We start from the raw sequence: 23,118 nt of genomic DNA, 5'->3' as shown, positions 1-23,118 counted from the left end.
ATGCTCCGGGTCCTGCCGGTAGTCCAGGCACAAAAAGCACTCTCCGAACACTTCCCCGATGGGCGCAAGCTCCACCGCGGTCGAATCCGGGTCCCTGGTCAGAAACTCCGTCATGGGCGCTTCTACTACCATCAGATCGTACCAGCCCTCATCCCGCTCCTTGTAATCCTCCAACACGCAGAAAAATCGCGTCAGCGCGAACAGATGCCCGATCGCCTCAAAGCTTTTTTCCACCGGCTCCGCGCCGTTGTAGGTTTTCAGAAATTCCCGGTAGTCATCCGGAAACCGGACGCCCCAGTATCGTTCATATCTCTGAATCCGCTCCTCTTTGGGAAGCGGGTAAAGAACAGTTTCCCCTTTTAAATGCAGCATCTTTTCTCTCCTCTCTCACTTTAAAAGTTCCGCCCACATGCCGGGACTTCGCCCGCCGTTGTGCGTTGTAACGTTGTGTATTCCCGAAGGCACCAGCTCCATCAGACCGGGGATTTCCGAGTGGTGCCAGGTAAACCCCTCGAAGGGGCCGCCGACCTGCTCGTTCAGCCACTTGAACTGGCGGGCATTGCTCCATCCCCACATCTCCTTGGGAAGCTGCGCCGTCCGGTACACCAGCCCCGCGGACCGGAAGTCCGCAACGCCGTACCGCATGCCCGGCTGCTTTTTGACTTCAACGTCGGGAATCAGTCCCAGTTCAACAGCCCGAGCCTTGATTTCTCTCTGTTGATAATTTTTAACATTCAAGCCGTCCGGCACATCTTCTTCCCACGACCACTTTTTGTTGGAATGCACATTGACGGCGTAGATCTGGGCGTAGTCGTCCAGAACATCGTCAAAGTTGCCGTTCCTCTGCAGGCAGGCGTCGATGTTTGCCAGCGCCTGCTGTGTCTCCACACTGTCCCACACAGCAGACTCGGGCACACGGTACGTAAACTCTGTACCTGTTTTGATTCCATTATCTGCCAGCCGGCTCTCTGTGTCAAGATTGGATTTTTTCCCAAAAAGCAGCGGGAACATTTGTTCGGCGCCGGTCATGGCCGCGTTCTGCAGCAGGTTCATCCCCTGCTGCATGAGGACCTGCTCGCTGATTTCGGCCGGCGTGAGGCCCTGCGACAGACCACGGGCCACAGTTTCCGGCGTTTGCAGCATCAAATCCGCCGCGGTCTGACTGAGCACCGACGCACCGAACGCCTTTGCCGGTGTGTTGATGAAGGGCGCCAGCGCCGCGGCCGCCCCTTTTTCGACCGCCTTGCCCGGGACTGCATACAGCACGGCATTCCCGGCCAAAGCTCCGGCCGCATAGCCCATCGGCGCCTGTCGCTGCACCTGATCCGCAACGGCCCATCCATCCAGAACGCGCTGTGCTTCCTGCCCGCTGCCCAGCATGGAACTGCCCAGATAAATGGCCGCCTCCGGTGCGCTGGCCATCGTATGGTCAAAGCCGGTTGAGAATGCGTCCAGGTCTTTTAAGGCCATTCCATCGATCATCGTATACAGCAGCGCGGCCTGATACAGCTCGCTGTCCGGCGAAAAATAGTTCAGCACGAAGTGCCGGACTTCCCGATCGTAGACCTCTGTGCCCGGAATCAGTCCCGCCGTCTGCCGTTTCATCGCGATGAGCGTGGCCTGGTCGATGTCTCCCTGTGCGGCGGCCCATGCCTCCTGCCACCGCCGCTCCACTTTTCCCAGCGCTGTTTCTTTCCATCCCGCATCTGTGGCAAAATCGAATCCCAAAATCTGTTCCGGGTCCAGCAATTCCGCCAGCTTGTTCTCGGCCATCTCGCGCAACATAAATTGCAGCCGGTTCAATGCGTGGATCTCTTCGTCGCTCAACCGGGCGTACTCTTCGGCTGTAATGTCATCGTAATCCTTGCACAGAATCGCGTAATTGGGCGACCGACGGAATTCCTCCAGAATTTCCTGCCGATCCAGAGCCAGCTTCCGAAGCCCATCCGGTCCCAGAATCGCCTCCATAACCGCTATCCGATCAGCGGACATGCTCACATCCAGTGCATCGTACCGTTCTTCCAGCTCCCGGATGATTTCCTCTTTCTCAGCCTTCCTCGTCTCGTAGGGCCGGGAATCCTCCGGATCGTAAACAGGCACCGGGACATCGTAGAGGGGATACAGCTCTTTCTTAATCTCCTCCTGTGCGGCCAGGCGGGGATCGTCTTCGGGAATGGAAAACGGAACGTTCCGTTTCTGCTCTCTTTCCTCTATGAATTTCTTTGCCAGCGTCTGCCCCATCTGCTGGTACATCTGCACCTGCGGGTCCGGCGTTGTCGCCCATCGGGTGATTACATCCCGGAACGCCTCGCTGTCTGCCAGCTCTTGCGCCCCCCTGACCAGCTCCTGCCCTGCCTGCGCCGCCGGCTCCGTGGTGGGGCCCCACCAGCGGATGATCTCCTCAGGCCGGATCATCCCCGCCGCCGTCTGCCGATCCGTCTTCGCTCCGTTGCCGGTCTCATCCAGCGGGCGGGCCTGAAACGTCCACGGGGTTGCCTGTTTCCGAACATCCAGTTCCGCCTGCTTCTCCCCGCGCTGTGCCCGGATGTCGTCCAGCACGTCCCACACGTTGGGCTGTCTGCGCGTCTTCTCCCCGTCCTTCGACGTGCGGCTCTTCTCCTCACGCCCGGCCCGGATATCATTCAGCACATCCCACACATTGGGCAGCTTCTGTGCCCGGTCCGAAACGCGGACTTCCTGCGGCGCCAGAGCACTTTCGCCCCGCGCCGCTGTTTTTTTCTCATCCTCCTCTTCCCATGGCCATCGTTTTTTTCGCTTGCGCTTTTCCATCCAACCTCCCCCTTTTGGCCCATTCTAGAAATCGGCCAAAGGGACAAACAAGGCGTTGGATGGGGCACTGCGTGCCGCCTGTGGGGCTATTCTTCAAAGTGGCGCAGCGCCGACCGGTGCAGCCGGTACATGGTCTTGCGGTCCGGCTGACGGCCCGGGTACAGCTGCGCTGTCACCTCCGGCCAGGTCATGCGCCGGTCGTACCGGAAATCCGTGTACCGCAGCCGCAGCACCTCCCGCTCCAGCGGGTCCTCCACCCGGGCAATGGCTCGCTCCACCGCCCGCATGAACCGCCGGTTCGCCCGGTAATCGCTGCCTTCCGGCTCGTCCAGCCGGTCGGCAATGCTGCGGTTCGCCCGCCAGAACCGCTCGTACTGCTCCAGATCCTGCCGGGTCATGGTCTTCCCTCCTTCTTTCGCATACACACGGGCAGCACGCACACCGGCGCGCCGTCCCGCCGCCAGGCACAGTGCCGGTACGGGCAGCGCCGGGCCAGCTCCCGGTCGGTGGGCGGCGTGCACCGGCGCAGCATGCGCACCAGTCGCCGCCGGGGGTCAATGTTCTGATTCATGTGGGTCGCTCCTTTCCTGTATGGGGTGAAACACCGGCGCGGGCCGCGCGGCCAGCTGCGGCCGCAGACGCTGCGCTGCCTGCCACACATCCGCCGCCGTGGGCGGGTACCGGCTCTCCCGCATCAGAAGCGCCAGCGCCCGCCGGGCGTCCCGGGCGGTCAGCTGCTCCAGCGCCTGTGCCCACAGGTCCATGGCCGTGCGCAGGGTGTCGGCGTCCGCGTCTCTGTAGAAAGACGGCCACGCCGCCCGGATCTGCGCCATCAGCTGCTTTACTTCCTGCCTTGTCATACATCCTCCCGCAAAAATGGGTTTTCCTGCGCCGCCGCGCCCCGCCGCTCCCAGGTGCGCAGAGCCGCCTTCCAGTCCCGCATGGGGTTGGGCCCCAGCCGCCAGCCGTTGGCCGTGTAGAAGTCCACAAAGCGCTGGGGGTCCACCGGGCTGCCGCGCCCGGCACAGTACGCCTGTACCTGGGCAAGGGTGGGCGGCGTAAACATCTTCTTCTCCTTTTCCTTCTCTTTCTCCTTCTCCTTTTCCTTCTCCTTGGGGGGCGTTCGGTACCGTTCGGTTTTCGGCCGCCCGCCCAGCGCGCCGTTGCGTCGGTTTCGGCTGCATTTTTCCTCGTAGGAACGAATATCCCGGTCGATCTGCTGACGCATGCCGGGAAAGACGAAACGCTCGTTTCCGCACAAAGGCGACTGCTGCCCTGCGGCGCTGTACCGCAGAAGCGCCCGGAACAGGCGGCCGCACTCCTCGTCGGTCAGCGGCTCCATGGCCTCCAGATAACTGTGATACGCCTGAAAAAACTCTCTGGCCACACGCTTGTTCCCCCCTTACGCCAGCGCCGAGGGGCAGTGCTCGCAGGCAATGACCCGGCCCCTTCCGTCTGTAAAATACCGCTCGCCCTGGTACACCGGCGCCCCGCAGGCCGGGCAGCAGAACTCCGGCCGGGCGTCCGCCAGCGGGTCAAAGGCGTACCGCCGTCCCCGGAACTGCTCCGGCTCGCCGGTGCTCAAAAATTTGTAAGTTGCTTCAAGCCACCACATCCCGCTTTTTAGTTGCTTTGTGCAACTCTCTGACCCAAGAATACCCCATTCTGCCCCCAAAGTCAATAGCATTCCGCAACTTTTATTTTATAATTTTCTCTTTATGCAACTCTCAGGGTACAAAAAAGGCCGCGTCCTGTGACGCGGCCAACCGGCTTTTTTGGGCGCCGTGGAAGCCCTTTGGTTCGCGCAGCAACCGCCCGGCCCCTTTCCCTCACCCCAGCACGTGGGCGCGGATGTAGGCAAAGGTGGCGTCCTCGCCTTCGTCCTTGAGCATGGTGAGCAGCTGCTCCAGCAGGGCCTGGGTGTCCGGATGGATGAGGTAATGGTCCCGGGAGCGCATGTAGTAGTCGTAGGCGGCGCGGTCGGTGTAGGCGTCCCGCAGATAGGTCTTGCTGGCGGCCATGCGGTCGCACAGCATCTCCACCACGTACTTTTTGGGCATGGGCATGCCGTTCATGGTGTGGTCGCCGCCGGGCTGGTAGTCGATCCAGTATTCCAGATGATGGCGGTTGCGGCCCTTGTGATGCAGCCAGGCTGCGCTGTAGCCCAGGGCTTCGCGCTCGGCCTCGTTGGGGCTGCGGGTGCCCTGAAAATAGCGGGCGCCGGGCAAAAACTCCACCGGGGAAAACTTGGACAGATCGTGGGTGAGGCCCTGCCAGTAAAGCCCCACCCGGAAACAGTGGCGCATCACCAGCCGCTTGTGGTGGCAGATGGTGCGAAAATGTGCCCATGGATGCACGGAAAACGCCTCCTTGCTGTGGTCTGCGGGCGTCACAGGGTGGCCTGCGCGCCGCAAAGGCCCTCAAAGTCCAGCCGGAAGCGCTCCACCGCGGCGTCCACCGCGTCCAGCTTCAAAAAGGCCTCCAGCACCTCCGGGCTGACGGTGGCCGCCCCCACGCCGCAGCGCACCAGCTCCAGCACCTGGCGGCAGTTTTTGAAGCTGGCGGCCAGCACCTGGGTCTTCAGGCCGTTTTTCTGGAACAGCTCGTGAATGTCCCGGGCCACGGCCACGCCGTCGCCGCCCAGATTGTCGATGCGGTTCACATAGGGCGCGGCGTACACGGCCCCGGCCTTGGCCGCCAGAAAGGCCTGCATCTGGGTGTACACGGCGGTGGCCGTCACCCGGCAGTCCGATGCCGCCAGCAGGCGGATGGCCTTGAGCCCTTCCCGGGTGACGGGCACTTTCACGTAGGTGTTTTCGCCCAGTTCGGCCCGGATGCGCCCGGCCTCGGCCACCATGCCCTCTGCGTCGGTGCTGAGCACCTGCACGTGCAGCTCGCCCTCAGAGCCCAGAAAATCCCGCAGGCCCCGCAGCACCCGGTGGGGGTCGCCGCCGGCGCGTGCCAGAATGCTGGGGTTGGTGGTCACGCCGTCCACGGGAAACGTTTCATACAGCTGTTTGATTTTTTCGATGTTCGCGTCGTCGATGATGAGTTTCATACCGCAAAACCGCCTTTCCTGCCTTTTATTGTATGATTTTTTCGTGCGCAAGTCAAAAAGACTTGTAATTTTTTCCGGTTTTGGCTATGCTGAAACCAGAAACTCAGCCAAAGGAGGTTGTGCAATGGATCTGACTGCATTTTTCAAACTGAATTACGGACTGTATGTGATCTCCAGCATGGACGGCACCCGCGCCTGCGGATGCGTGGTGAACACCCTGACCCAGGTGACGGCCGAGCCGGCCCGGGTGACGGTGGCGGTGAACAAGGGCAACACCACGGCCGAGGCCATTCGGGAGTCGGGCTTTTTCGCCGCGGCGGTGCTGACCCAGGACGTGCCCATGGACACCATCAGCCTGTTCGGGTTCCGCTCCAGCCGGGAGGTGGACAAATTCGCCCAGGTGTCCTACGGGGTGGATGAGAACGGCGCGCCCTACCTGAACGAAGGGGTGAACGCGCGGTTCGCCTGCAAGGTGCTGGAGTGCTGGGACGTGGGCACGCACCTGCTGTTTTTGGCCGAGGTGACGGACTGCGAGGTGCTGAGCAGCGCACCCAGCATGACGTATGCCTATTACCACACGGTGAAAAAGGGGCTGACGCCGCCGAAAGCGTCCAGCTACCAGAAGGCGCAGCCCAAGGCGTCGGGCTGGCGGTGCACGGTGTGCGGCTACATTTACGAGGGCGAGGAGCTGCCCGCGGACTTTGTTTGCCCGGTGTGCAAGCAGCCCGCCAGCGTGTTTGAGAAGATTTGAAAAAAGGCCGGAAGGGCAGCGCCCTTCCGGCCTTTCTGTTTTTTACCGCGGCTTTCGGCCCGTGGCAAAAGCGCTTATTCCATTTCCTTGATGTTCTTCACCGCATAGGTCTTCACCGCGGACGCGTCCTCTTCCACCGCGTAGCCGCTGCTGCCCTCGGTGGCCAGCTGCTGGTACTGCTCCTGCTTCATCAGGTTCTCGATCTGCACATAGTACATGCTCTCGAATTCCTCGTCGTCCGCATAGTTGGCCACGCGCTGGTAGATCACCGGCGCGCTGAGCTCCGTCTGCAGCATGGCATAGCCCACGTCCTGGTCCCGCAGCGCCTGCACCACTTCTTCCGAGAAGTAGCCGTTGCTGTCGTCGCTGGCAAAGCCCGTCATCATCAGGCTGGACAGGGTGCTCTCCTCGTCGTAGGTGCGGCCCACGGCCTCGCAGGCCTTTTTCACCGTCTCCTCGGCCAGCTCGCTGAGGGTGCCGCCCGCGTTCAGGGCGTCCGTCAGCTCCCTGGCATAGGTGTCGATCTGGTTGCGGGCCTCGTCCGTGGCCTGGTTGCCCTCGTCATCGCTGACCGGCAGCACCAGAGACGAGATGTTCACATAGTGCTCGTCCATGTAGGCCTCGGCGTCTTCAAGGCTGATCTTGTGTGCGGTCTCGGCCCAGGCTTCGTACAGCATCTGGTACTTGGTCTCGGTGAGATAGAACGTCTCGTAAGACGCGGCGCCGATGCCGTTGTCCGCGTACCAGTCCGCGGTGGCCTCGTAATGGGAGGCAGCCTGGCTCTGGGCCTCGGTGAGCTCGTCGCCCTCCAGCTTCAGGCCCTGGGCCTCAAACTCCCGGTCGATCCACACCCAGCGGCGCAGATCTTCCACGGTCTTTTCATGCACCCAGTCCACGGCGTCCCGGCCTTCGATCTGGCCGTCCTGCACGGTGGCGCCGTCCTCCACCAGGCTCTCGGCCTCGGTGTAGGCGCTCAGCTGATACATCAGATATACGCCCGCGGGCACCTGCACCCCGTCCACCGTCATCACATTGGCGGGGGTTTTCAGCGTGCACGCGCTCAGGCCAAGGCCCAGCGCCGCGCACAGCACCGCCGCGGTCCATCGTTTCAAATTCAACATCGTTCCCTCCCAAACGGAAATCGTACATTTCATTATAGCCCGGCGCCGCCGTCTTTGCAAGACGCGGCCTCGTCCATTTTTTCCAGCGCCATGCGCAGCACCTCCAGCGGCTTTTCCCCCGGCTGCACCCGCACCGACAGATAGGGCTTGCCGGAGCCGTTCACCAGCAGCCGCCGGCCCATGCTTTGCAACAGGGGCTTCAGCAGCGCCATGTCCAGCCGGTCGGAATACAGCAGCAGCGCGTCCCGGCTCTGGCTGATCTCGTACACGCCCAGCCGGGCCGCCTGCACCCGGATGAGGCTGATGTCCACCAGACCCGTGACGCTGGCGGGCACGTCGCCGTAGCGGTCGATGAGTTCGTCCAGCACGTCGGAGGCGTCGTCGCTGTTCTGGATGGCCGCGATGCGCTTGTACGCCTCGATGCGGCCGGCCGGGTCCTCGATGTAGGTTTCGGGGATGTAGGCGTCCACGGTGATGTCGATGAGGCAGTCGCTCTTGTCGGCCTTCACCGGCTCGCCCTTGGCCTGGGCGATGGCCTGATTCAGCAGCTTGACGTACATGTCGTAGCCCACGCTCTCCATGTGGCCGTGCTGGCTCTGGCCCAGCAGGTTGCCCGCGCCCCGGATCTGCAGGTCCCGCATGGCGATGCGGAAGCCCGACCCGAAGCTGGTGAACTCCCGGATGGCGGACAGGCGCTTGGCGGCCACGTCCGTGAGCACCTTGCTGCGCCGGAAGGTGAAGTAGGCGTAGGCCTTGCGGCCCGACCGGCCCACCCGGCCCCGCAGCTGGTACAGCTGGGCCAGACCCATGTAGTCCGCGTCCTCAATGACCAGGGTGTTGCAGTTGCGCACGTCCACGCCGGTCTCGATGAGGGTGGTGCACACCAGAATGTCGATCTCGCCGTCCAGCAGCTGCTGCCACACCCGGGACAGCGCCGCCTCGTCCATGCGGCCGTGGGCCGTGGCGATGCGCGCGCCGGGCAGCATCTCGCCCAGATGGGCGGCGCAGCGCTCCAGCGTGTCGATGCGGTTGTGGATGTAATAAGCCTGGCCGCCCCGGTCCAGCTCCCGGCGCAGCGCCTCGGCGATGATGCCGTCGTCGTGCTCCAGCACGTAGGTCTCCACCGGGCGCCGCTCCACGGGGGGCTCCTCGATGGTGCTCATGTCCCGCACGCCGCTCATGGCCATGTTCAGCGTGCGGGGGATGGGCGTGGCCGACAGCGTCAGCAGATCCACGCCGATGAAATTCTCTTTCAGTTTTTCCTTGTGTTTGACGCCGAACCGCTGTTCCTCGTCGATGATGACCAGCCCCAGGTCCCGGAACTTCACGTCCTTCTGCAGCAGGCGGTGGGTGCCCACCACAATGTCCACGGTGCCCGCGGCCAGCCCCTTCAGGGTGTCCTTGATCTGCTTGGGGGTGGCGAACCGGCTCAGCAGCCCCGCCTTCACGGGGAAGGCCTCCATCCGGGACAGAATGCCCGTGTAGTGCTGCCAGGCCAGAATGGTGGTGGGCACCAGAATGGCCACCTGCTTGCCGCCCATGATGCACTTGAAGGCGGCCCGCAGCGCCACCTCGGTTTTGCCCACGCCCACGTCGCCGCACAACAGCCGGTCCATGGGGAAGGGCTTTTCCATGTCTTTTTTGATCTCGGCCGCGCACTGCAGCTGGTCCGGGGTCTCGTCGTACTCGAACCGGGCCTCAAAGTCCCGCTGCCACTCGCCGTCCTCGGGGAAGGCGAAGCCCCGGGCCTGCTGGCGGCGGGCGTACAGCTCGATCAGCTCCTTGGCCATCTCCTGGGTGGCCTTGCGCACCCGGCTCTTGGTCTTGTTCCAGCTTTCGCCGCCCAGTTTGGACAGCTTCACCCGGTCGCTGTCGCCGGGGGCCGTGTACCGGCTGAGCAGGTCCAGCTGGGTGACGGGCACGTACAGGGTGTCGCCCTTTTCGTAGCGGATCTTCAAATAGTCCTTGACCACGCCCTGCAAGTCCAGCCGCTGAATGCCCGCGTACAGGCCGATGCCGTGGTTCTGGTGCACCACGTAGTCCCCGGGCTGAATGTCCGTCAGGCTGGACAGGCCCTTGTTTTTGGCCTTTGCCTTTTTGGCGGGCTGCTGGCCGGGCCGCCGGCCGGTGAACACCGCCAGCCGGGCGAAGGGATAGTCCGCCCCGGCGCTGAGGTGGCCTTCCAGCACCGCCACGGTGCCGGGGGCCGCGTCGTCGCAGGGCCCGTCCAAGGCGGTGGCGGAAAAGCCGTCCCGCTGCAGGTCCCGGGCCAGGGCCTCGGCCGCGCGGCGGGTGCCCGCCAGCACCGCCACCGCGTACTTGCGCTCCAGCAGGCTTCGCAGCTCCTCTTCCAGGGCGCCCACCTCCCCGGACCAGGGGGGCAGGGCGTTGGCCTGGGCGCTGACCGTGTCCCGCAGGGTCAGCTGGGGGATGGTGCGGGCGAAGTTTTCGCACGCCACGGTGCGCCCTTTCTGGGCCGCGTGCCACAAAAAGGCCGCTTCTTCGTAAAAACGGTCCATTCCCGGGGCCAGAATGCCCTGCTCGAACAGACCTTTCATCTCCTCGCCGAACCTTGCCTCCAGCGCCCGGGCGCTCTCCCGGATGGCGCTGGGCTCGCTGAAAAACAGCAGCGGGTCCGACAGGTATTCCAGCACGGTGGCGGGTTTTTCGTACCGCACCGCCAGATATTTGTCCATGGCCGTGGGCAGCGCGCCGCCGTCCAGCAGGGCCAGATCGTCCTCCATGGCCGCCTCCAGCTGCCGGGCGGCCCGGCCCTTGGCCCGGCCCGCCGCCTGCCGCAGCAAAGCCGCCGCCCCGGCCGCGTCGCCGAACAGCACTTCCCGGGCCGGGGACAGGTGGATCTTCTCCACCGGGTCCTCCCGGCGCTGGCTCACCAGGTCAAAGGTGTGGATGGTGTCCACCTCGTCCCCCCAGAACTCCAGCCGGCAGGGCTTTTCCATGTCGGGGGCGTACAGGTCCACGATGCCGCCCCGCACCGAAAACTGGCCCGGGCCGTCCACCTGGCTGCGGCGCAGATACCCGGCGCCGAACAGCCGCGCGGTCAGCTGCGCCAGCCCGATCTCCATGCCGGGCCGCACAGTCAGGGTGTTTTCGCAAAATTCGTCCCGGGGCATGGTCAGCTGCAAAAAGCCCTCCACGCCCGCGCACACCACCCGGGTGCGGCCGCCCACCACGTTGCCCAGCACCGACAGACGGCGGTACTCGTACTCGTGGTTCAGCCCCTCCACCGGGCGCAGCACAAAGTCCCGGGCGCAGAACACCTCGGCCGGCAGGCCGAAGGCGCTCACGTCCGCGGCCATGCGGGTGGCCTCGGCCTCACCGGCGCACAGCAGCAGCGCCGGGCGCCCGGTGTCCCGGCACAGCGCCGTCAGCACCTGGGCCCGGGCCGCGGGCGGCAGCCCGAACAGCGCCGTCACCCCGGGGCCTTCCGTCACGTCGGCCAGCAGCCGCCTGTATTCCGCCGTCCGCTTCAGCGGCTCTGTCAGCATCGTCCTCGCCTCACACCAAAAGATAAAATCCGCCCGCGATCACCAGCCCCGCCATGCCCACGCACCAGATCAGCGCGGCGGCAAAGGGGCCTTCCCGGTACAATACGCTTCCCTGGGCGCGCTTCATGTGCTTTGCGGCGCTCACCAGCGCCGCCGCGCCGCAGCCCGCCAGCACCAGGGGCACCGCCACGACCCCCGCCAGGCCCGCCAGCACCGCCAGCGCCGCCGCCAGGTCCTCCTGGCCCGCGGGCGCGGCCGGGGCCAGCCCCAGCACCGCCAGCGTGTACAAAAGCCACAAAAGCGGGCACAAAAGCAGCTTCAGGGGTCTTGTAAAACTTTTTTCCAGCCAGGCCTCCCGCCGGCACAGCGCAAACCGCGCCAAAACGCACCAGCTGGCCGCCGCACCCAGGGCCCCCAGCACCGGCGCCAGCGCCAGCACCCAGGCGCTGGGGCACAGCCCCACCCAGGCGCAGCCCGCCGCAAACATTCCTCCAAACACCAATAGAAACACGTCGTAACGTTGTTTTTTATCCATTGTATCGGCTCTGCGCAGCTTCAAACTGCCCTTTCATCATCATTTCCAGCGCGTCGGCCACGTCGTCGTAGCGCGCTTCCATGGCCTTGCGCTCGTCGGGGGTGAACCGGCTCAGCACCCAGTCGGCCAGGTCGTACTCCGGGTGGGGCTTGGCGCCCACGCCGATCTTCACCCGGGGAAACTCCTGCCCGATCTGGGAGATGATGCTCTTCACCCCGTTGTGCCCCCCGGCGGACCCCGCTTTGCGCAGCCGCAAACGGCCCGGCGCAAGGCTGATGTCGTCGAACAGCACGATCACGTTCTGGGCGGGCACCTTGTAGAAGGCGGCGGCCTTGCCCACCGCCTGGCCCGACAGGTTCATGAAGGTCTGGGGCTTCAGCAGCAGCACCTTGTGGCCCGCGGCCTCGCCGGTGCCGGTGAGGGCGTCAAACCTGGCCCTGTCCACCCGGATGCCCCAGCGCCGGGCCGCCCAGTCCAGCGCGTCGAACCCGGCGTTGTGGCGGGTGCCGGCGTACTTCGCGCCGGGATTGCCCAGCCCCGCGATCAAAAATTCCACGCCCGAAGGTTTTTGAAAGAACATCATTTCTCCTGCTTTTTCTTCTGTTTCTCAATGAATTTTTCCAGCTTGGCCCTGGCCCAGCCCGGCTTGTTCTGCTGGCGCGCCCGGGCAATGCCCAAAGCGCCGGCGGGCACGTCCTCGGTGATGGTGCTGCCTGCGGCGGTGTAGGCGCCGTCGCCCACGGTCACCGGGGCCACCAGGTTGGTGTTGCAGCCGATGAAGGCGTAATCCCCGATGGTGTTGCGGTGCTTGGCCGCGCCGTCGTAGTTCACGGTGACCACGCCGCAGCCGAAGTTGCAGTATTTGCCCACGTCGGAATCGCCCACATACGTCAGGTGGGACACGCTGGTGCCCTCGCCCACGGTGGAGTTTTTCACTTCCACAAAGTCGCCGATGTGCACGTTTTTGCAGATGTGGCTGTCCGGCCGGATGTGCACGAAGGGGCCGATGTTGGCGCCGTCGTCGATGACGCTGTTGTAGCCCTGGCTGGCGTTGAACTTCACGTGTTCGCCCACGGTCACGTTCTCCAGCAGCGCGTTCGGGCCGATGACGCTGTTTGCGCCGATCTTGGTCGCGCCCCGCAGAATGGTGCCGGGCAGAATGACCGCGCCGGGCGCGATCTCCACGCTCTCGTCAATGAGAATGCCGTCGGTCACATAGAATTCCACGCCCGCGGCCAGGTGTTTTTCAAGGGTGGCGGCATAGGCTGCGCGCCGCTGTTCCAGCTCTTGTTTCGTCATGCAGAATCCCCGCTTTCCAAAAAAGACTATACGAACTTATTGTACAACGAAACGCACTTTTCCGCAAGGAAAACGGGGCGATGCGCCGAAATCTCCCCATTTCTCTGAAAACCGGCCCGAAAAAGGGCCAAAAATCGGTCAATTCGCGGTAGTCAGGCGCGCATCTTTTTGTTATAATATTGAGTGCGAAAAGACAAATTTTTTTCGCCTGTGTTTTTGTGCGCAGAAAATTGTTTGGAGGTAGAGAATCTTGAGTCAGAAAAAGTACCTGTACCTGTTTTCCGAAGGAAACAAGGACATGCGCGAGATCCTGGGCGGCAAGGGCGCTAACCTTGCCGAGATGACCCGGGCCGGCATGCCGGTGCCCCAGGGCTTCACCATTTCCACCGAAGCCTGCACCCAGTACTACAAGGACGGCCGTCAGATCAACGAGGAGATCATGGCCGACATCTACGAGTACATCGGAAAGCTGGAAGAGATCGCCGGCAAAAAATTCGGCGACGTGAACAACCCCCTGCTGGTGTCCGTGCGCTCCGGCGCCCGCGCTTCCATGCCCGGCATGATGGACACCATTCTGAACCTGGGCCTGAACGACGAGAGCGTGGAAGGCCTGGCCAAGCTGACCAGCAACCCCCGCTTTGCCTACGACTCCTATCGCCGCTTCGTGCAGATGTTCAGCGACGTGGTCATGGAGATGAGCAAATCCGATTTTGAGAAGATCATCGACGAGATGAAACAAGCCAAGGGCGTCAAAGAGGACATCGACCTGGATGCCGACGACATGAAAGCCCTGGTGGTGAAGTTCAAAGCCCTGTACAAAGAGAAAATGGGCAAGGACTTCCCCTCTGACCCGAAAGAGCAGCTGATCGAGGCCGTCAAGGCGGTGTTCCGCTCCTGGGACAACCCCCGCGCCAACGTGTACCGCCGCATGAACGAGATCCCCTACGACTGGGGCACCGCGGTCAACGTGCAGTGCATGGCCTTCGGCAACTCGGGCAACCGCTCGGGCACAGGCGTGGCCTTCACCCGCAACCCCGCCACCGGCGAGAAAGCCCTGTTCGGCGAGTACCTGATCAACGCCCAGGGCGAGGACGTGGTGGCCGGCATCCGCACCCCGTCCCCCATCTCCAAGCTGCATGAGGAAATGCCCGAGGTCTATGACCAGTTCGTGGAGATCGCCCAGCGGCTGGAAAACCACTACAAAGACATGCAGGACATGGAGTTCACCATCGAGAACGGCAAGCTGTTCATGCTGCAGACCCGCAACGGCAAACGCACCGCCGCGGCCGCGCTGAAGATCGCCGTGGACCTGGTGGACGAAGGCATGATCGACGAGAAAGAGGCCGTTCTGCGCGTGGAGCCCAAGCAGCTGGACAGCCTGCTGCACCCGCAGTTTGACCCGGCGGCCCTGAAGGCGGCCCAGGTCATCGGCAAAGGTCTGGCCGCCTCTCCGGGCGCTGCCTGCGGCCAGGTGGTCTTCACCGCTGAGGACGCCAAAGAGTACGTGGAAAGCGGCAAAATGCCCAAAGTGGTGCTGGTCCGTCTGGAGACAAGCCCCGAGGACATCGAGGGCATGCAGGTGGCTCAGGGCATCCTGACCGTGCGCGGCGGCATGACCAGCCACGCGGCCGTTGTGGCCCGCGGCATGGGCACCTGCTGCGTGTCCGGCTGCGGCGACATCGTGGTGGACTACGACGCCAAGTGCTTCACCCTGGCGGGCAAGACCTATCACGAGGGCGACTGGATCAGCATCGACGGCTCCACCGGCAACATCTACGGCGAGGCCATTCCCACGGCGGACGCCTCCATCTCCGGCGACTTCGAGCGCTTCATGGAGTGGGCCGACGTCGCCCGCACCCTGAAGGTGTTCACCAACGCCGACAACCCCCACGACGCGCAGCAGGGCGTGAACTTCGGCGCCGAGGGCATCGGCCTGTGCCGCACCGAGCACATGTTCTTCGAGGCGGACCGCATCAAAGCCGTGCGCGAGATGATCGTGGCCGAGAACGTGGAAGGCCGCAAAAAAGCCCTGGCCAAGATCCTGCCCTATCAGCAGGGTGACTTCGAGGCCATGTACAAGGTGATGGGCGACCGTCCCATGACCATCCGTTATCTGGACCCGCCCCTCCACGAGTTCCTGCCCACCAAACCGGCGGAGATCGAGGAGCTGGCCGCAGACCTGGGCATCACCGTGGATCACCTGAACACGGTCATCGCCAGCCTGCATGAGTTCAACCCCATGATGGGCCACCGCGGCTGCCGTCTGGCGGTCGCCTATCCGGAGATCGCGGAAATGCAGACCACCGCGGTCATCAACGCGGCCATCAATGTGCACAAAGAGACGGGCCTGAACATCGTTCCCCACATCATGATCCCCCTGGTGGGCGAAGTGAAAGAGCTGAAGTTTGTCAAGGACGTGGTGGTCGCCACCGCCGACAAGCTGATCGCCGAGGCCGGCGTGGACATGAAGTATGAGGTCGGCACCATGATCGAGATCCCCCGCGCGGCCCTGACCGCGGACGAGATCGCCACCGAGGCGGAGTTCTTCTCCTTCGGCACCAACGATCTGACCCAGATGACCTTCGGCTTCAGCCGTGACGACGCGGGCAAGTTCCTGAACTACTACTACGACAACAAAGTGTACGAGTCCGATCCGTTCGCGCACCTGGACCAGAAGGGCGTGGGCAAGCTGGTGGAGATGGCGGCGAAACTGGGCCGCGCCACCCGTCCGGAGCTGGGTCTGGGCATCTGCGGCGAGCACGGCGGCGACCCCACAAGCGTGGAGTTCTGCCATCGTGTGGGCCTGGACTATGTGTCCTGCTCTCCGTTCCGTGTACCCATCGCGCGTCTGGCAGCCGCGCAGGCTGCTATCAAGAACCCCCGCAAGTAAGAGTTCTGTCATTCACCATTGGATTTGATGAAGCGCAAACCTTCTATAAATCCCATGGATACGGCATAAAACCGTCAAAATGGCATGATTTGACCGTGGAGGTTTATATCTAATCGCCAAAACCCCCGTACATTCCCAATTGGGCAATGTGCGGGGGTTTTTTATTGCTATTTTGGGCTGTTTGTACAAATCTAAACGGGAACGCAAAAATGTATTCTGATTTCAAAAATACATTTTGTCCATGCTCGCTGCTATTTTCACAGCAGCCAGTTCCGTAATTTTGGACGAATTCAGCTTTCAGTAAAGGGGGCCATTATGGGACGAGACGATCAAAGGCAAGCAGTAAAAAACATTCCCTTGGAACAACTGAAGCCATTTAAGAATCATCCCTTTCAGGTACGAGACGATGAGGAATTTCGGCGTCTTGTTGAGAGCATTGAAATTCACGGTGTAATTCATCCAGCGGTGGCTCGCCAGATTGGTGCGGAATGCTATGAACTAATTTCTGGTCATCGACGCAAAGCGGCTTGTGAAGTATTGGGTTACTCTGAGATGCCTGTTTTAGTCCGGTCTATGACGGATGATGAGGCAGTTGTAAACATGGTAGATGCAAACCTTCAGCGTGAGACGATTCTCCCAAGTGAAAGAGCCTTTGCATACAAAATGAAGTTGGCAGCTATGAGCCATCAGGGGCGCAAAGGATTTACTTCCGCCCAACTTGGGCGGAAGTGTGTTGGAAAAGAATCCAGAGAGTTAATTGCTGAACAAGTCGGTCAAAGTCGCAACCAAATTTCTCGCTATATCCGTCTTACTGAATTGATACCAGAAATTCTTGAAATGGTTGATAATCGAAAAATGGCATTGAATCCAGCAGTATCTATTTCCTACTTGGACAAGAAGCAACAGAAGTTACTATATAAGGTAATGGTAGCACTAAAAGCAACCCCATCTATTTCTCAGGCAAAAGCCATCCGAGAAAAGGCCAGTGAATCAGACTTTACAGAAGATTACTTGGTTTGTATCTTATCAGAAAAGAAACCAAACCAGAGAGAGCCGATGATTGTTGAAGAAGAAGAAATCAAGCAGTATTTCCCCTCGCATTACAATAGTGAACAGATGCACAACACGATTTTACTGTTGATTAGAAATTGGAGTAAAAAGCGTGGCTACACACAATAAAAGGTTGTTATACCTTGTCACAACAGGGAGCAGAAAAATTTTCTGCTCCTTTTTTTATTTTTTGCGCAACAAACGGCCTCTGCCGTGGCCTACAAGTGAGAGTTACATCTCATGGACCTTGAAAATTCAGAAGAACATCAGGTACAACCGTCCCTCGGAGAGCCACTCCGGTGATACGCCATGACACCTACGGGTCGAGCGACTTCCCTATCGCCGGTAAAGAGCTTGATAACTTGAGGCCACGATCCAGGGACAGGGGGAAAACTTACACTCAGCCACAGTCCGAGCGTTAAAAGCGTCGCAGGCAATGGGAGTGTCCGGTACAGAACCGTGATAAATGAATCCTAAATCAAAAGGATGCCGAAATGTTCTTGATTTTAAGAAAACCCAAGGGGATAGTTTACCCTCTTTACATTCCATCTTCTGTTCAAGACACAGGAGGAAACTGAAATGAACACACAAATTATCGCCATCGCCAACCAGAAAGGCGGCGTTGGCAAGACAACCACCTGCGCAAATCTGGGTATCGGGCTGGCACAGGCCGGGAAGAAAGTGCTGCTGATCGACGGGGACCCGCAAGGAAGTCTGACCATCAGCCTGGGCCACCACCAGCCGGACAAGCTACCCTTTACCCTGTCCGACGCGATGGGCCGTATCCTGATGGACGAGCCGCTGCGCCCCGGCGAGGGTATCCTGCATCACCCGGAGGGCGTTGACCTGATGCCCGCTGACATCCAGCTCTCCGGCATGGAGGTCTCTCTGGTGAACGCCATGAGCCGAGAGACAATCCTGCGGCAGTAAGGTCATCTATGAGCCTTACCGTATCAAGGTCCTCAATACCATCAACTTCAAGAAGTCCATGCACTACAACCCCTTTGCCTACATCCACTCGGAGAAGGACATTTTGAAGCTGGTTACCACGCTGATCGCCAACACCAAGGGTGAGGGCAAGGCCGGGGACGATTTTTGGGTCAAGGCGGAAACGCTGCTGTACTGTGCCCTGATTGGGTACATCCACTATGAGGCCCCCATTGAGGAGCAAAACTTCTCCACCCTCATCGAGATGATAAACAGCATGGAAGTCCGGGAGGATGACGAGGAATACAAAAACGCCGTTGACCTGATGTTCGACGAGCTGGAATCCCGTGACCCTCACCACTTTGCGGTACGCCAGTACAAGAAATACAAATTGGCCGCAGGAGATGTATGCTCTAAGTGACTTCTTAATCATGGTTTTTGTCATGGTTAGTGAAGCAGTCACTTAGAGCATTTTCATTTCAGGAGGTACAGCCATGAGAAACGAGAAAATCACTCCTCTGTATGAGCGTTTGAGCCGTGATGATGAGTTACAGGGCGAGAGCAATTCCATCTCCAACCAGAAAAAGATGTTAGAGGACTATGCCCGCCGGAATGGTCTACCGAACCCCACCCACTTCACCGATGATGGCGTATCGGGAACCCGTTTTGCTGGGGTTAGATAGCGATACTTTTTACATCTACCATGTTGCGGCGGTCATGGTTGACAACTTGCGTCGGCTCCTGCTCGGTATCAACCTGTCCGACAAAGCTATAATGGATTTCGATTTTCCGGGTGTTGGTTTCCCGGTCTAATTCATGTATCAAAATACGGTCGATAAACTCATGGACGTTTTCATAGGTCAATTCCTGTATGTCGCTGTATTTCCCGACAATCTGAATAAACCTTGATATATCCCTTTTTCGCTCGGTAACGGTTGCGATCTGCTGTTGTAACTCGTCTATCCTTGCGGCAAGGGATTTCTTTTCGTCCTCATAGCCGGAAGTTAGAAACACAAACCGTTCATCTGTCAGTCTGCCTAATGCGTTGTCCTCATACAGCTTGCGGAAAAGCGTGTCAAGTTCGGTCATACGCGCCTGTGCTTTGAAAAGTTCCTTTTGCTGCTGCGCTAATGCCTTTCTCGCTTCCATGTCGCCGTACTCGGTAGCTTTACAGATAAAGTCCTGTTCGTGTTCCTTAACATACCGCAAAACCCGCCGCATATCTTCCAGCACTAAATCAAGAAGTACGTTTTTGCGGATATAATGAGAGGTACACTCGCTGCCTGTCCTTGCCCTGTTGCGCCATGCGCCGCAAGAATAGGAAAACTTGCGCGGCTCGATATTTACGCCCTGTTGGTAATACATCTTATGTCTGCAACCAGCGCAAAACAGCAAGCCGGAAAAAATATCAATCTCCGCTGCTTTTGTCGGGCGGTGGCGGGTAGCAATCCGCTTTTGCGCAAGTTCAAAGGTTTCCTCGTCAACAAGCGGCTCATGGGTGTTTGGGAAGAAATAGCGTTGTTCTTCTTCGTTCTTCCGGGTCTTTTTCGACTTGTAGGATACCTTGTGAGTTTTCGCGGTTATGGTATGCCCTAAATATTCCTGCCTTGCTAATATGTCATAGAGCGTTTTGTCCGGCCAAGTATAGGGGGCGATCATTGCCCGCTGATACCGCGCCTGTCCTGTACGCTGATAGCGCAACGCTCCAATCGTCAAGACTTTGTTTTCCGCAAGCCATTTTTGGATTTCGCACATACGCACGCCGCTAACAAACATAGCGAAAACCTGTTTGACAATCGGCGCGGTTTCCGGGTCGGGTATAAGGTGGTGGCGGTTGTTCGGGTCTGGGATATAGCCGTATGGATATTCCCCGTTGACGCGCTCGCCTTTTTGCGCCTGTGCCTGTTTAACTGCGCGGATTTTCTTGCTTGTGTCGCGGGCGTAAAACTCGTTAAACCAGTTCCGCAAGGGGGTAAACTCGTTATCCTCCCGCGCTGTGTCAACTCCGTCGTTGATCGCGATATAGCGTACTCCGTTTTCGGGAAATACAATCTCTATGAGTTCGCCCGTTTTCAGATAGTTTCTGCCAAGACGGGAAAGGTCTTTGGTAATGACCGTCGCCACTCGTCCGGCTTCCACTTCCTGCAACATCGCTTGCAGCCCCTCGCGCTCAAAACTCACGCCGGAAAATCCGTCGTCCACAAAAAACTTTGTGTTCAAAAAATGGTGTTCGTCCGCATAGCGTTGAAGTATCATTTTTTGGTGCTGTATGCTTCCGCTTTCTCCGGCTTGCATATCCTCTTGACTTAAACGGCAGTAAAGGGCGGTGATTTTATTCGACTGTAACATTAGTCCTCCTTTCCGACAGCCGAATAAACAGGTATAATGTGTTGCTATCATTATACCATATCCCGCCGCCTAATGCACTACTCGGACGCTAAAAATCCCGGATTTCCGGGCTTTTTCTGCAAATCCTTTACAATGAGTTTCTCAATCTTTTTATGGATTGTATCGGTTGCCTTTTCACTCGGCAACGCTTGAACAAGATAGGTGATTTTCCCTATTTTGCGTTCGGTTGTAATTGTCTGTTTTTTATCCATTAGAAAAACCTCCTTTTCCTGTATGGATAAACTATATTCGTCAAAAGGCAAAAACGGGCGGTTGTTAGCTGCAACCTCACGGGAGTTTCACCCCGGCCCATGCTTATGGGTGCGCCGCGCAATACTTTGAGGGTGTTCAACGCGGGAGTATCATTGTGCCGCCTTGTATGTCGTCGCCCACAAGCTGCTAAACCTGTTTTACGGCGCGGTAGTTCTCGCTCGGCTTTTCCCCTATGGGGAAAAGCTGTCATGGCGTACCCGCCGACTGGCTCGGTACAGACGGAATGTACCCGTTTGCCTGTTATGCTGCGCACCAAAGGCCGCTTTCTTTGTCAAAGAACAATAGGCTTTGTCGGCCTGCAAAAGCACATCAACAGCGGATATGCTTTTGCGGAACGACAAATAGCCCATAACGGGAAGCGTGGAAAGGGGACACGCTCCCCGCATGGGCTAAAAGATTATCCTACATGAAAAGCAAGGGTGCGGGTAATAAGGCGCACTTGCAGCCTGTTACGCATTTCCTCGTCCACATAGGAATAGGTATTGCCCGCGTCGTCTTTCAGCGTGCGGGTACAAAGTTTCGCTATGTAACCCTCGTAGTGCTTCAAGATCGCGCACATGGCGGTTGTGTCGCCGTTTGCCGCTGCGGAAATGACAGGGAACGGCAACAGATTTTCAGACTTCCTATGGAAGCCATTGAGGCAGCGTTGTGCGAAGCAGTTGAAATGCATGACGGTCTGGTAAGCGAGGATTTCATTGATCTCTTTGTTTCACAGGTTACACCACTGTCTGATTCCCGCTTTGCTTGGTGCTTGGACTTTTCTCCGCAGCCCACAGTTGCCTTTCTGAATTTAGCCGGTCAGAGGAAGTACACGACCTGCTCTATGGATAGTAAATTACACTTTGGTCCTTTTGCTGATGGGGAGGAGCACACCATCCCTTTTCCGGGCAGCCTGCGTCGGTGAGCTGCCCGGACAGCTCTAATTCAAAATGTACATCGTTATATACACAAGGTATGTACGGCGCAGGCAGCCATCAAGGAAAGCCGCAAATAAGCGTTTTCCCAAGAACCCCCGAACCCCGGGGGTTCTTTTTTTGCGCTATTTTTTTACAAAGTATCCAAATTGGATTTAAAATATCGCTTTTGTTCTGATTTGCGTTCCATTTCCGGATAAAATCAATACAGTAGATTTGTGCGAAGAACGCATCAGGAGGAACGGGCGATGTCCAAAAGAAGGAGCAGGGCGCAAGGCAATCTGTGCGCGCAGCGGGTGCGGCTGGGCCGGGCGCTGCAAAAACCGCCCATGACGCAGGAGGACCTGGCCCGCAAACTTCAGCTGATGGGCGCGCAGGACATGACCAAGCTGATCATCTCCCGTATCGAGAACAATCAGCGCCACGTGTACGACCTGGAGCTTTCCATTCTGGCGCAGGCACTGAACGTCTCCATGGAATGGCTGGTGGGCGAAGCGGCGGAAAACGACTACCCGGCCCGCTGAATCCGACCGAAGCTTCCGCGCGCTCCCTCAGGGAACGCGCGGATTTTTTGCGCCTGTTTTCCACAACCCGCACCCCGGCGGTGGAAAACCCGCCCCGGGTGTGGTATCATCGGGGCAGAGAGATGTTTTTCCGCCGGCGAAAAACCGAAAGGACGGTGAGGGACCTTGCTGCGAATCCGCCGCACCGGCGCGGCGCTTCTGTGCGCCGGCGCCCTGCTTGTGACGGTCTTTGCCGCCACGTCCTGGCCGTGCCGCTTCGCCCGCTTTGAAAAGATGGCCCGGGCCTGTGCCGTCAGCGGGCAGACCGTGACCATGGGCGCGCTGTTCGCCGGGTTCCACTGGGAGGAAGTGTACATCGACCGGGGCGTGTTCAGCGCGGGCGAGGGCCTGAAACAGACCTACGGCCTGACCTTTTCCGTTCCCCGAAGCACCCGGGAAGACCGGGCCCGCCTTTTGTTCTTTGCAGACGGGGCCCTTGTGGAAGTGGGAACGTACCCCAAATATTACCTGACCATCCAGGAGGACCGCCTGCTGCCCTCCACCGCCGTGACCTTCTCCTTCGGCCCCGGCGAAAAAATTCTGGTTCTGGAACCGGCGCAGTAGCCCGCGCCGCCGAAAGGGGGAACACTGTTTGGAAGTTTTTCTGCCCGCCGCCCTGGCCGGGGCGCTGGTTTGCCTGCTGTACGTTTTGTACCGCAGCGGCTGGCTTGTGCTGAACACCAAACGGGCCCTGCTGTACGCGGAAGCCCCCGCCTGGGCAGGCCCCGCATCCAGGCCCGCTTTTCGGGCTGCACCGGCACCGTGCGAAGGGTCGTCCGCCTGCGTCAGCCCTGCCGGTTCGTCTTTTCCCCCGCCCTGAACAGGGGCTGTGTGCATGTGGAGATCCGCGGCTGGGACCGCCGGGTGCTGGCCACCCTGACCGCCGAAGCCCCCTGCGCGGTGGTCGACCCCGGCCCCGCCGGCCGCTGCCGCCTTTCCGCGGTGTTTGAACAGGCCGACGGCAGCTATGCCCTGACCTGGCAAGCGGCCGAAGATTTTCAACAAACACTTTCCAAATGTTAAAAAGAGGGCGCGGTCCCCGAGACCGCG

The 23,118-nt window shown here is 59.8% G+C and carries 25 protein-coding genes and 3 pseudogenes; 11 read left to right on the top strand and 17 right to left on the bottom strand.

What is annotated here, in order from left to right; genetic code table 11:
- From WMO24_RS13820 to WMO24_RS13780, 9 genes are all read right to left on the bottom strand, one after another.
- A partial coding sequence (locus WMO24_RS13820) for an SMI1/KNR4 family protein (protein WP_349216936.1) occupies positions 1–372 on the bottom strand: 372 nt, incomplete at its 3' end.
- A 15-nt stretch (positions 373–387) separates the two neighbouring features.
- Positions 388–2,790 (bottom strand): HNH endonuclease signature motif containing protein, encoded by a 2,403-nt coding sequence (locus WMO24_RS13815; protein WP_349216935.1) that lies wholly within the window; start codon positions 2,788–2,790, stop codon positions 388–390.
- A gap of 86 nt (positions 2,791–2,876) precedes the next feature.
- The gene (locus WMO24_RS13810; RefSeq protein WP_349216934.1) at positions 2,877–3,188 is read right to left on the bottom strand and encodes a hypothetical protein; all 312 of its coding nucleotides are present in this window, start codon (positions 3,186–3,188) and stop codon (positions 2,877–2,879) included.
- Positions 3,185–3,361 (bottom strand): hypothetical protein, encoded by a 177-nt coding sequence (locus WMO24_RS13805; protein WP_349216932.1) that lies wholly within the window; start codon positions 3,359–3,361, stop codon positions 3,185–3,187. The genes WMO24_RS13810 and WMO24_RS13805 overlap by 4 nt, the downstream gene beginning before the upstream one ends.
- On the bottom strand, positions 3,345–3,650 hold the full coding sequence (locus WMO24_RS13800; RefSeq protein WP_349216931.1) for a replicative helicase loader/inhibitor: 306 nt from the start codon (positions 3,648–3,650) through the stop codon (positions 3,345–3,347). Before WMO24_RS13800 ends, WMO24_RS13805 begins: the two co-directional genes overlap by 17 nt.
- A complete protein-coding gene (locus WMO24_RS13795) occupies positions 3,647–4,177 on the bottom strand; it encodes a DUF6291 domain-containing protein (RefSeq protein ID WP_349216930.1) in 531 nt (176 codons plus the stop codon). The genes WMO24_RS13800 and WMO24_RS13795 overlap by 4 nt, the downstream gene beginning before the upstream one ends.
- Positions 4,178–4,192: 15 nt before the next feature.
- The gene (locus WMO24_RS13790) at positions 4,193–4,405 is read right to left on the bottom strand and encodes a hypothetical protein (protein ID WP_349216929.1); all 213 of its coding nucleotides are present in this window, start codon (positions 4,403–4,405) and stop codon (positions 4,193–4,195) included.
- 214 nt (positions 4,406–4,619) lie between these two features.
- Entirely contained in the window at positions 4,620–5,096 is a 477-nt protein-coding gene (locus WMO24_RS13785; protein ID WP_435414097.1) for a DUF5662 family protein, read from the bottom strand.
- Between the two features lie 83 nt (positions 5,097–5,179).
- Positions 5,180–5,848, bottom strand: a complete 669-nt coding sequence (locus WMO24_RS13780) for a transaldolase family protein (RefSeq protein WP_349216926.1) — start codon at positions 5,846–5,848, stop codon at positions 5,180–5,182.
- A 124-nt stretch (positions 5,849–5,972) separates the two neighbouring features.
- Here WMO24_RS13780 and WMO24_RS13775 point away from each other — a divergent pair, with 124 nt between their 5' ends.
- Positions 5,973–6,599 (top strand): flavin reductase, encoded by a 627-nt coding sequence (locus tag WMO24_RS13775; protein WP_349216925.1) that lies wholly within the window; start codon positions 5,973–5,975, stop codon positions 6,597–6,599.
- 74 nt (positions 6,600–6,673) lie between these two features.
- Here WMO24_RS13775 and WMO24_RS13770 read toward each other — a convergent pair whose 3' ends face one another.
- From WMO24_RS13770 to WMO24_RS13750, 5 genes are read right to left on the bottom strand one after another with little or no spacing between them, the layout of a single operon-like run.
- Positions 6,674–7,753: a hypothetical protein gene (locus WMO24_RS13770; protein ID WP_349216924.1), complete on the bottom strand. Its 1,080-nt coding sequence runs from the start codon at positions 7,751–7,753 to the stop codon at positions 6,674–6,676.
- Entirely contained in the window at positions 7,753–11,229 is a 3,477-nt protein-coding gene (gene mfd / locus WMO24_RS13765; protein WP_349216923.1) for a transcription-repair coupling factor, read from the bottom strand. Before mfd ends, WMO24_RS13770 begins: the two co-directional genes overlap by 1 nt.
- Before the next feature lie 10 nt (positions 11,230–11,239).
- The gene (locus tag WMO24_RS13760) at positions 11,240–11,764 is read right to left on the bottom strand and encodes a hypothetical protein (protein WP_349216922.1); all 525 of its coding nucleotides are present in this window, start codon (positions 11,762–11,764) and stop codon (positions 11,240–11,242) included.
- Positions 11,757–12,344, bottom strand: a complete 588-nt coding sequence (gene pth, locus WMO24_RS13755; protein WP_349216938.1) for an aminoacyl-tRNA hydrolase — start codon at positions 12,342–12,344, stop codon at positions 11,757–11,759. The genes WMO24_RS13760 and pth overlap by 8 nt, the downstream gene beginning before the upstream one ends.
- Complete coding sequence (locus tag WMO24_RS13750) at positions 12,344–13,063, bottom strand: UDP-N-acetylglucosamine diphosphorylase (RefSeq protein ID WP_349216921.1); 720 nt, start codon at positions 13,061–13,063, stop codon at positions 12,344–12,346. The genes pth and WMO24_RS13750 overlap by 1 nt, the downstream gene beginning before the upstream one ends.
- A gap of 250 nt (positions 13,064–13,313) precedes the next feature.
- Between WMO24_RS13750 and ppdK the strand changes: the two genes are divergently transcribed.
- The 5 genes and pseudogenes from ppdK to WMO24_RS13725 form a co-directional block, all read left to right on the top strand.
- The gene (ppdK, locus tag WMO24_RS13745; protein ID WP_435414091.1) at positions 13,314–15,953 is read left to right on the top strand and encodes a pyruvate, phosphate dikinase; all 2,640 of its coding nucleotides are present in this window, start codon (positions 13,314–13,316) and stop codon (positions 15,951–15,953) included.
- A 315-nt stretch (positions 15,954–16,268) separates the two neighbouring features.
- Positions 16,269–17,132, top strand: a complete 864-nt coding sequence (locus tag WMO24_RS13740) for a ParB/RepB/Spo0J family partition protein (RefSeq protein ID WP_349216920.1) — start codon at positions 16,269–16,271, stop codon at positions 17,130–17,132.
- Positions 17,133–17,582: 450 nt separating this feature from the next.
- Positions 17,583–17,930 (top strand): annotated as a pseudogene (locus WMO24_RS13735) (ParA family protein); the annotation flags it as partial.
- Position 17,931: 1 nt separating this feature from the next.
- Positions 17,932–18,333 (top strand): annotated as a pseudogene (locus WMO24_RS13730) (type IV secretory system conjugative DNA transfer family protein); the annotation flags it as partial.
- A 91-nt stretch (positions 18,334–18,424) separates the two neighbouring features.
- Positions 18,425–18,598, top strand: a pseudogene (locus tag WMO24_RS13725) (recombinase family protein); the annotation flags it as partial.
- Positions 18,599–18,605: 7 nt separating this feature from the next.
- Here WMO24_RS13725 and WMO24_RS13720 read toward each other — a convergent pair.
- The 3 genes from WMO24_RS13720 to WMO24_RS13710 all read right to left on the bottom strand — a co-directional run bounded on the left by WMO24_RS13720 (position 18,606) and on the right by WMO24_RS13710 (position 21,261).
- The gene (locus WMO24_RS13720) at positions 18,606–20,279 is read right to left on the bottom strand and encodes a recombinase family protein (protein ID WP_002604471.1); all 1,674 of its coding nucleotides are present in this window, start codon (positions 20,277–20,279) and stop codon (positions 18,606–18,608) included.
- A gap of 77 nt (positions 20,280–20,356) precedes the next feature.
- Positions 20,357–20,530 carry a transposon-encoded TnpW family protein gene (locus WMO24_RS13715; protein WP_002604472.1) on the bottom strand — a complete coding sequence of 58 codons (174 nt, stop codon included), beginning with the start codon at positions 20,528–20,530 and terminating at the stop codon, positions 20,357–20,359.
- Positions 20,531–20,988: 458 nt separating this feature from the next.
- Positions 20,989–21,261, bottom strand: a complete 273-nt coding sequence (locus WMO24_RS13710) for a helix-turn-helix domain-containing protein (protein ID WP_349216919.1) — start codon at positions 21,259–21,261, stop codon at positions 20,989–20,991.
- On the opposite strand from WMO24_RS13710, the gene WMO24_RS13705 reads away from it, so the two are divergent.
- The 5 genes from WMO24_RS13705 (at position 21,217) to WMO24_RS13685 (ending at position 23,091) form a co-directional block, all read left to right on the top strand.
- On the top strand, positions 21,217–21,495 hold the full coding sequence (locus WMO24_RS13705) for a hypothetical protein (protein WP_349216939.1): 279 nt from the start codon (positions 21,217–21,219) through the stop codon (positions 21,493–21,495). The two genes, WMO24_RS13710 and WMO24_RS13705, sit on opposite strands and share 45 nt — an antisense overlap.
- Positions 21,496–21,753: 258 nt before the next feature.
- Positions 21,754–22,029 carry a helix-turn-helix domain-containing protein gene (locus WMO24_RS13700; RefSeq protein ID WP_349216918.1) on the top strand — a complete coding sequence of 92 codons (276 nt, stop codon included), beginning with the start codon at positions 21,754–21,756 and terminating at the stop codon, positions 22,027–22,029.
- A 165-nt stretch (positions 22,030–22,194) separates the two neighbouring features.
- Entirely contained in the window at positions 22,195–22,632 is a 438-nt protein-coding gene (locus tag WMO24_RS13695) for a hypothetical protein (protein ID WP_349216917.1), read from the top strand.
- Between the two features lie 28 nt (positions 22,633–22,660).
- Entirely contained in the window at positions 22,661–22,888 is a 228-nt protein-coding gene (locus WMO24_RS13690; RefSeq protein WP_349216916.1) for a hypothetical protein, read from the top strand.
- Positions 22,889–22,899: 11 nt separating this feature from the next.
- Positions 22,900–23,091 (top strand): hypothetical protein, encoded by a 192-nt coding sequence (locus tag WMO24_RS13685; protein ID WP_349216915.1) that lies wholly within the window; start codon positions 22,900–22,902, stop codon positions 23,089–23,091.
- The last annotated feature ends 27 nt before the right edge of the window (positions 23,092–23,118 follow it).

Source organism: Ruthenibacterium intestinale, assembly GCF_040096265.1.
GTDB classification, from domain to species: domain Bacteria; phylum Bacillota; class Clostridia; order Oscillospirales; family Ruminococcaceae; genus Ruthenibacterium; species Ruthenibacterium komagatae.
This window is presented reverse-complemented; position numbering and strand designations above follow the sequence as displayed.